This is a genomic window from Gellertiella hungarica (assembly GCF_014197145.1).
In the GTDB taxonomy this organism is placed as follows: Bacteria; Pseudomonadota; Alphaproteobacteria; order Rhizobiales; family Rhizobiaceae; genus Gellertiella; species Gellertiella hungarica.
In genome coordinates, this window is sequence record NZ_JACIEZ010000006.1 from 226,238 (window position 1) to 234,347 (window position 8,110).

An 8,110-nucleotide genomic window follows, 5' to 3' on the forward strand; every position below is an offset into this window, starting at 1 on the left:
GAAGGGCTGGCCGCGCCACCTTCAGGCTGGCGCGGCCGGACCTCGGGCGATCAGGGCTTGAAGGCGCGCGGATCGGCTGGGCGGAGGAAGAAGTCGTCCAGATAGGACGGATCGTAACCCCAGCGCTTGGCGCCGACCTTCAGCCATTCGGCGCTGTCGAGATTGCAGTTCTCGTCCATGACCTTGGTGAGATCCTCATGGGTCAGCTTCACGGGATCGACGAGGATGGACTGGACCTTCGGGCCCTGGCCCTGCAGCGTGCGCATCATGATGTGCCACATCAGCTGGATGTCGTCGGCCGGCGGCCAGAGCTGATAGGAGGCATTGATGTAGTTCGGGTTCTTGCGCCAGTAGCAGAGCGCGCCCAGTTCACCGCCGATGGCAACCGGGATTTCGCCGCGGCCCGCCTGCTGCACAGCGCGCAGCACGCCCATCTCGGCCGCCGACTGCACGACGATGCCGTCGAGCTTGCCGGGGTTGGTTGCGAGCCACTTCTGCACTTCACCCTGCGCAACCTGATCGGTCCACATGCCGGCGACCGAACCGACCACCTTGATGTCGGGCGCGGTGGCGAGGCCGGCCAGCACGCCGCGGTTCTGGCTGTCGGAGCCCGAGGTGCCCGGAATGCCCTCGACGACGAGAACGTTGCCCTTGCCGCCCAGCTGCTCGGCCATGGCCTTGCCGATCTCGTAACCGCCGACCTGGTAGTTGACCGAGGAATTGACGGCATATTCGGAGGTCAGGTAGCCGGTCATCGAGAAGACCGGAACGCCCTTATCCGCCGCATATTTCACCGACGCATTCAGCGCGGTGGGGTTGGAGCAGCAGAGGATGATCGCATCGGCGCCCTGATCCACGAGCTGGCGGATCTGCTGGATCTGCGTGGAATCATTCAGGTTGGACTGGGTGACGACCACTTCCGAGAGCAGCCCGAGCTTCTGCCATTCCGGCACGATCACGTTCTGCAGTTCGTCCATGGCGGCCGCACGCCAGGTGTTGCCGGCGTAGGAGGAGGCATAGCCGATTTTCCACGGCGGACCCTTCTTCGGCTTGAAGTCGCGCCACTTGCTGGGACCGACAGGCTGCATCGGATCCAGCATGTCCTTGTTGTACAGCCTCTTGGCGACATCGGGGTTGAGCTCGTCGACGCCCTCGGCATGAACGCCGGTGACGGCAACGGCGATCAGGGCCGCCGCGCACAGCAGTTTGCGTAACATTCCAACTCTCCTCCTAGTTGCGGACGGGTCATCCCGTCCCGCGGTCAGTCATAGAAATCCTGTGGTGACTTCCGGAACCCCGGCCAGGTGACGGGGTCGTGACCGGTCACGACAAGGGCATTCGTGTCATGGGCGATGCGCCTGAGCTTGGCGACGGAATCCACCGCCTGCGCCGAGGAGGTCACCAGGCCGGGAAGGGCACGGTTCTCCCAATGGTCGACCGTATAGGCGGCATCGATGGTGAGCAGGATCGGGCCGCTTTCCGGCAGCGTGATCAGGAAGGACTGGTGTCCCGGCGAATGGCCGGGCGTGAAGATCATCCGGATCGTGCCGTCCCCGAACAGGTCGTAATTGTCGGTGAACTCGCCGCCGAGGAACTTCCAGTTGAGGCCCGGGCGGTCGAAGTCGGCGCGGATATAGGCGCCCGCCGAAAACCAGTGGGGCTTGAAGGCATAGTCATATTCGATGCGCTGCACGATGTGCTGCGCCTTCGGGAAACGGCCGATGGCACCGGTATGGTCGAGATGCAGGTGCGACTGCAGCACGTAGCGAACGTCCTGCGGCTGGACATCGACCATCTTGATCTGGTCGACACAGTTTTCCGAGACCGCCATGACCGGATCATAGGCGTCGACCACCGAACCCCAGTGTCCACGCTTGTCGATGGCAGTCTCCACAGCATTGCCGCCATCGATGACGACATTGCCCTGCGGATGCTTGATCAGGAACCACGGAACGGGGATTTCGAAATCGTCCTCGCCCTGGTTCATCTTGATGTACTTGGTCTTTGTCTTCAGCGTTCCCGTCTGGAACATGTGCAACTCGATCCCCGAAGACTTGCGCCGCGCACGGGGCGCTTCCTTCGGGGCCGGGGAGAAGCTGGGTCGGGGTGCGAGCGAAGAGGCGGCCTGCGCGCGCGACGGCGTCTGAGCCTCCGTCTCGATGCGCCGCCCCTTGTCGTCGAATTCGATGATTTTCATGGTTGAGTTCCCGCTTTCGGAATCGGTTTCAGGTACGCGCCTCAATAAGACGAAGCGCTTCTTTCAAATAGACTGCGAAGAGCGGATAATTTTCCGACATCGGGAAATGGCCGATGTCTTCCATTTCGATATAGATGCCGCCGGGGATCTGGCGGGCCGTGTTCTCGGTCGCTTCCGGGGGCGTCAGGTAGTCGTAGGTTCCGGTCATCATGATGACAGGGCAGCGGCGAGTATCGATATTGCCGAGCTTGCCGCGCAGGTCGTGATCGACCGAATAGAAGAACAGGTCGCCCTTGAAGGCTTCCGACCCCTGCGTGTAGTAGTGCCAGGTGAGCCAGCGGTCCATGTCCGGGCTCTGGGGGGCCATGAGGTCCCAGACGCCGCTGGCGCAGACCTGCGCGGCGTTGGCATGGGGGTGGCGCCACCAGTCCAGATAGAAGCCGGGGGCATGCTCGGCCGCCTCGACGGGAATGACGGCCCTGAACTTGTCGGGGTGGTGCAGGGCAAGCTGCAGGGCCACGTTACCCCCGAAACTGGAGCCCATGAAGATAGGCCGGTCCAGTTCCAGGGCATCGCAGAGCGCAATGATGAAGTTCATGTAGTGGCGGGCTGTCAGGACATATTCTTCCTTCCACCACTCCTTGTTGAGAGGCGGGTCCGACTTGCCGTGCCGGGCCAGATCATAGGCGATCACGTCGTAACGGCTGGTGATCGACTCGTCCTCCAGTAGGCCGCGCCACTGGTGATTGTGGCAGCCGGCCGTGTGCTGACAGACGAGAGGAACGCCGCTGCCGTTCCTGAGATAGAAGACCTTGTATTCGTAGCCGTCGACATCGATGGTGACGTAACGACCGATTACGGGGGAGTGCTTGGCCATTCCGGTGATTCCTGTAGGCTCTGGAGACGTCGTCAGACCGGCACGCCGACCTTGCGGAGCAGTTCGAACTGAACGGTGAAATTGCGCAGATTCTGCATCATCACGAGGATGTTGCCCTCGATCTTGAGATCGCGGCGGAAGCTCGCCGACCAGATGCCGTGATACATCGGCTCGGGAACCGGCTTGGCAAATTCGCGCCAGGTGGCAGGGCTGGCGCGCAGGGCGAAATCATAGGCGTCGAGGGGCTGCGGCTCGGTGTTGATGCTGTGCACCTTCCCGTCGCGGACATCGACGATCACCTTTTGCGTACCCATGTCCCAGAGGTAGCGGCACGTGAAATACCGCGCCATGGCCCCGATCGTCGGGTCCCGGTCCGACGCCTCGCCGAAACGGACAGCCCAGTCTCGCACGCTCATGACCATGCCTGAAACCTCCACCTCTGTTACCCTGCGGTTGAGCTTCCAGCGCCACATACCGCATTTCGACATGTGTTCAATATGCTGAACACTTTTCAGTGGACTGGACGCTAGTCGCCGGGCTATACAAATGTCAAGAAGAAAAATGACGGCTCATCGAATTTGCGGATTGCCTCATGTCCTCACGGGAAACCAAGCCACATCAGTCGCCGGCGCTCGAACGGGGAGCCCGCATCCTCGACATCGTCGCGCGTTCACGGACATTCCTGAGCCTCTCCGACCTATCCCGGGAGCTGAAGATCGCTCGCTCCAGCGTCCATTCGCTGTGCCAGACTCTGGTCAATCTGGAACTGCTGATCCGCCGGAGCGACCATACATTTCAGCTCGGGCCGCATGTCATGCGCTGGTCCAATGCCTTCACGCTCCAGTCGGACGTCGCTACGGAATTCGCTGCCATATGGGACCAGGAAACGGGGCTTCCCGGCGCCACCATCACGCTGACCGTCCAGGACGGCGTGGAAGTGGTCTACATCGCGGCGCGCAATTCTGAACGCTCTCGCACCGGTATGGAATTTCGTGTGGGCATGCGGCTTCCGGCCGCCTTCACCGCAACGGGCAAGGCCTTCCTAAGCCACATGAGCGATTACGAGATCCGCCGCCTCTATGCCCAGGGCCTGCCAGAAGCGCGAACCCCCCATAGCGTCCGCACCGTCGACAACCTTCTCGCCGAGCTTCGTGACATCCGTCGCGATGGCTACAGCTGCGACGAGGAGCAGATCGCCGAGGGGATGGTCTGCTTCGGGGCGACCGTACTCGATTCGCGCAACCGGCCGATTGCCGGTGTCGCCGTCAGCCTGTCGATGGACGCAGAGGCGGTCGCAGAACGGGGCACGATCATCGAGAACGTCCTGCAGATGGCCGCCCGCCTCTCGCATCGCATGGGCGCGGACCTTTCGGCGGCTGCCGGAGGTGGCGGCGGCGGCGTGGGATCGCCGTTGCAAAAATGAGATTCTCGGGCAAGTTCCGATGGGTACCGGGGCTTATCAGTCAGGGCTGATGATGACATGATCTTCTAGGGTTAGCGCCGTTTCCCCCGTGCGGACGACGGCACCGACCTGGCCTTGGGAGGGGATCAATGCTGTATTTCAGACAGGACCGGAGCACGAAAGCCGCGCGCATCGCAAGATTACCTGCTTGGCGGCGGCAGCTCGTCGAAACGGATGCCGGCACCGTCGACGTGCTCGACATCGGCAAGGACCAGGATCACGCAATCCTGCTGATCACCCATGGACTCGGCAGCATGGAATCCTTCGAGGAGATCGCCGAGGGTCTCGAGGCGCGCCACCCGGGGCGGCGCGTCGTTGCCTATTCCCGGCCCGGGCGGGGAGCAAGCCCGGCCCATACAGGACTTGAGGCTGCGGACCGACTTTCGCACGAATCGCTGAGATTGTTGCCTGCTCTGCTTCGCGCGCTGGGGATCCGGTCGGTGGATCTGGTTGCCCACAGCGACGGTGTCGCAATTGCGATGCTTTTCGCCTGCGCGCATGCCGAAATGGTTGGACGGATGGTGGCCCTTTCGCCTCAGGTGCATGCGGACCGCCAGTTCAACGCCGTCACGGCGGAACTGCTGGCCGACCATCGCTGCCAGGAGGAGATCGAACGTCTCTGTGCAGAACACCTGGATCCCGCCCTCGCCATCCGGTGTTGGGCGGAGGGTCGCGACGCGCTAAGCGCTGCGCCCGAGCGGGTTCTCGAACAGGTGGCCGCGCTGGACGCCCCGCTGCTGCTCATCCAGGGCCTGCGGGACGAATATGGCGTGCAGCCCCAGATGGCGGCGCTGTCGGACCGGGTTCCGGGCCCGATGAAATGGGTGATTCTGCGCCAGGACGGCCATTTTCCCCAGCATGACAGCACGGAGGTGGTACTCGACCTGATCTGCGGGCATCTGGACGATCGCGAAGAGCAGCGCCGGCCAGATCGCATGGGCTCCGGACCAGCCGTGTGATGGGCACTCTCTATCTAGGAGCGGGCGCCACGATCCCGGCGCATCTCTCAGGCGGGTTCGGCTCCAAGCCTCAGCGACAATCTATCCGCAAGTTCGCGCGCACCGGTACGAAACCCGTCGATCTCACCGGCTGCAAGCTCCTCCGAACCGACGCTAACGAGCACGGCAGCTACGGTCCGGTTGAGCGAATTGCGCACTGCGGCTGCGAAATTCGTGACGCCGCGCTGGCACTGACCCACATCGATGGCAATACCTTCGGCCCGGATCGTCCGTACCTCTTCGAGAAGCACCTCCAGATTTTCGACCGACCGCTCGGTCAAGGGCGCCGGGAACGTCCTGTAGGCCCTTTGCAATTCATGGTCCGGCAATCGTGCCAGCATCGCCTTGCCTGCTGCACAGAAGGCGGCGGGAAGGCGCATTCCCGGCTTGACCGGAAAGCGTTCGAGAGCACTGGTCTGGCGCGCAGCGATGAAAACCACATCGGGTTCATCGAGAATGCAGAGCGAGACCACAGCGTCGTGAAAGGCGCCCGACTGGTCCCACAGGGCCGCGAATTCAGCCGCGATATCGGTCTGCCGATCGAAGGCATTCGACCACTTGAGGAGATGTGGCCCCAGCACAAAGGTTTGGTCCGGGCGGCGGATCAGCAGGCCAAGATGCACCAGCGTCGTGCAAAGCCCATGCACCGTGCTCTTGGGAAGGGCGGTTTCGCGGGCCAGGTCGGAAACGGTCAGGTAGCGTTTCGAGGCGGACACGATATCGAGAATGACGGATGCGCGCTCGACGGCAGGAACCAACCTCAGTCTCTGGGACTCGTCTTCGTCCAACTGACTTCTCCCACCTTTCGTGTTCCGCGCGATACCGTATCGCTTCACACCTCTGCCGAGTCAATTCTCGACTTGATTGACTCGCAGGGTTCTGATCTTTTTCAAGCAGGAAACATAGTCATAGTGCGATCATGACGTCTGCCGTGCGAGTCATGCTGGGGAATTTCGGTCGGGTTGCGCTTGTCGAACTCGGCCATTGCCTCGTGCGCCATGCACATCCTCACTGCCACATGCTTTTCAAGGTTGGCGGAGCGGATTCGAACTTCATAGTCGATGACATCCCGGTTCCGCTCACCAATGATTCGGTGGTGCTGGTGGATGCCTGGCGGCCCCATGAATTCGTCTACCGTCCCGGCCAACCGCCGACGCAGATTATCGCATTGTATCTCGACAGCGAGTGGCTCGCGGCACTGAATGCCGACCACGGCGACTTCAATCCGCTGGATTTCTTCAAGTCGAGCTCCGGTCCCGTCTCGAGGGACAGCTACCGGCTGCTGATGGCGGTGGTGGACTGCCTGAACGGTCCCTCGCCTTCCCGGTCAGAGGTGGAGCTGCTGCTGAGTCAGCTCGTTCTTTCTACGCTTTACCAGGCTGCGGTTGCCGTTCGAACAGTCGGGAGGCTGGGAAGACCGCAGCTTGTAGATTGGCGCATTCGCAAGGCGGTGAAATACCTCCAACAGAACAATGGCGACTACGACACCATCGATGAGATCATTGCGGAAATCGGCATGAGCCGGGCGAACTTTTTCCGCCAGTTCAAGACCTGCACGGGCATGTCGCCGGGCCTCTTCCAGAATGTCGTACGCCTGGAGCAGGCCATACGCCTTACCGTGGTGTCGCAAGAGTCTCTCAGTGCCGCTGCCAGTAGCCTTGGCTTCTCTGACCCCGCCCATTTCAGCCGCTTTTTCCGGAACCACACAGCCGTTTCTCCGCGCCTATACCGCCAGGGCGCATCAGAACTGCTTTCGCGCTGAACGGTTGGCCCCTACTCCCTAGAAAGAATGGGCCATCTGGAACTGGGATTTCTCTTCTGGGTCTGTGCGGAGACAGAGGATGATCCAGATGAAGGGACGGAAGAAATTGGCGAGGCTCAGATGGTGCTGGTTTTGAGGCAAGGCGAGGAGAGCCGGCATTTCGCGCCTCTGCCGGAAGGAGATGCATTGAATGCGGCTCTTCAACTGGCCCAAGACGGGTGCAATGCTGATGCCCCCCGAGATGAAGCGGTTTGGGCAACTCGAAGACCAGCAAGCCGAAGCCGATCTTCGTTGAAGACGGCCGTACGCCAGCCATGATCAGTTTTGAGATCGATCGGGCGGCTCAGATGTTGCGCGCGCTCGTCAACCGGATCGAGCCTGTGCCAGACGGAGAAGAACCGGCGATCGTTCTGCGCAGCGATATCGCCGCCATCCTCACCTTCGCAGCCGGCAAGAAGAGCCCCCCTCCTTGAGCAGAACGAGGTTATCGAGGATCTGATGGGACAGACTCCGGTTTCCGGCGCCGAGAAACGCAAAAAGCCCCGCGGAGGGGGCTCATTGGGATCGCAGGGATCGTTGGTTTCGTTGGTGTGATTTGAGGTTTTCTGTGCCGCTTTGTGTGCTGTGGGGTGCCTTCGGGTCGCTTGAGGGGGTCAGCCTCCTCGTCGAGCGTGATCCAGATATGACAAATGGCCCCGGTTGGGGCCATTTGTCATATCTGGTTGCGGGGGCAGGATTTGAACCTGCGGCCTTCAGGTTATGAGCCTGACGAGCTACCGGGCTGCTCCACCCCGCGTTGATTTTGGACCGCTTA

General features: G+C 61.7%; 9 protein-coding genes and 1 tRNA gene. 4 read left to right on the forward strand and 6 right to left on the reverse strand.

Annotated features, from left to right (window positions below; translation table 11 throughout):
- Window positions 1–50: 50 nt before the first annotated feature.
- The 4 genes from GGR23_RS15720 to GGR23_RS15735 form a co-directional block, all read right to left on the reverse strand.
- Window positions 51–1,217: an ABC transporter substrate-binding protein gene (locus GGR23_RS15720; protein WP_183367246.1), complete on the reverse strand. Its 1,167-nt coding sequence runs from the start codon at window positions 1,215–1,217 to the stop codon at window positions 51–53.
- 44 nt (window positions 1,218–1,261) lie between these two features.
- Entirely contained in the window at window positions 1,262–2,032 is a 771-nt protein-coding gene (attM, locus tag GGR23_RS15725; RefSeq protein WP_183367272.1) for an AttM family quorum-quenching N-acyl homoserine lactonase, read from the reverse strand.
- Between the two features lie 193 nt (window positions 2,033–2,225).
- On the reverse strand, window positions 2,226–3,074 hold the full coding sequence (locus GGR23_RS15730) for an alpha/beta fold hydrolase (protein WP_183367247.1): 849 nt from the start codon (window positions 3,072–3,074) through the stop codon (window positions 2,226–2,228).
- 32 nt (window positions 3,075–3,106) lie between these two features.
- A complete protein-coding gene (locus tag GGR23_RS15735) occupies window positions 3,107–3,562 on the reverse strand; it encodes a hypothetical protein (protein WP_210296987.1) in 456 nt (151 codons plus the stop codon).
- Between the two features lie 104 nt (window positions 3,563–3,666).
- Here GGR23_RS15735 and GGR23_RS15740 point away from each other — a divergent pair, with 104 nt between their 5' ends.
- Together GGR23_RS15740 and GGR23_RS15745 are read left to right on the forward strand one after the other, a co-directional pair.
- Window positions 3,667–4,497: an IclR family transcriptional regulator gene (locus GGR23_RS15740; RefSeq protein ID WP_183367248.1), complete on the forward strand. Its 831-nt coding sequence runs from the start codon at window positions 3,667–3,669 to the stop codon at window positions 4,495–4,497.
- A gap of 128 nt (window positions 4,498–4,625) precedes the next feature.
- Window positions 4,626–5,495: an alpha/beta fold hydrolase gene (locus GGR23_RS15745; RefSeq protein ID WP_183367249.1), complete on the forward strand. Its 870-nt coding sequence runs from the start codon at window positions 4,626–4,628 to the stop codon at window positions 5,493–5,495.
- Between the two features lie 47 nt (window positions 5,496–5,542).
- On the opposite strand, the gene GGR23_RS15750 is transcribed toward GGR23_RS15745, so the two are convergent.
- Entirely contained in the window at window positions 5,543–6,322 is a 780-nt protein-coding gene (locus GGR23_RS15750) for an IclR family transcriptional regulator (protein WP_183367250.1), read from the reverse strand.
- 152 nt (window positions 6,323–6,474) lie between these two features.
- On the opposite strand from GGR23_RS15750, the gene GGR23_RS15755 reads away from it, so the two are divergent.
- Together GGR23_RS15755 and GGR23_RS15760 are read left to right on the forward strand one after the other, a co-directional pair.
- Window positions 6,475–7,296, forward strand: a complete 822-nt coding sequence (locus GGR23_RS15755) for an AraC family transcriptional regulator (protein ID WP_246365624.1) — start codon at window positions 6,475–6,477, stop codon at window positions 7,294–7,296.
- A gap of 251 nt (window positions 7,297–7,547) precedes the next feature.
- Entirely contained in the window at window positions 7,548–7,769 is a 222-nt protein-coding gene (locus tag GGR23_RS15760) for a hypothetical protein (protein WP_183367252.1), read from the forward strand.
- A gap of 246 nt (window positions 7,770–8,015) precedes the next feature.
- Here GGR23_RS15760 and GGR23_RS15765 read toward each other — a convergent pair.
- Window positions 8,016–8,092, reverse strand: a tRNA-Met gene (locus GGR23_RS15765).
- Window positions 8,093–8,110: the final 18 nt, after the last annotated feature.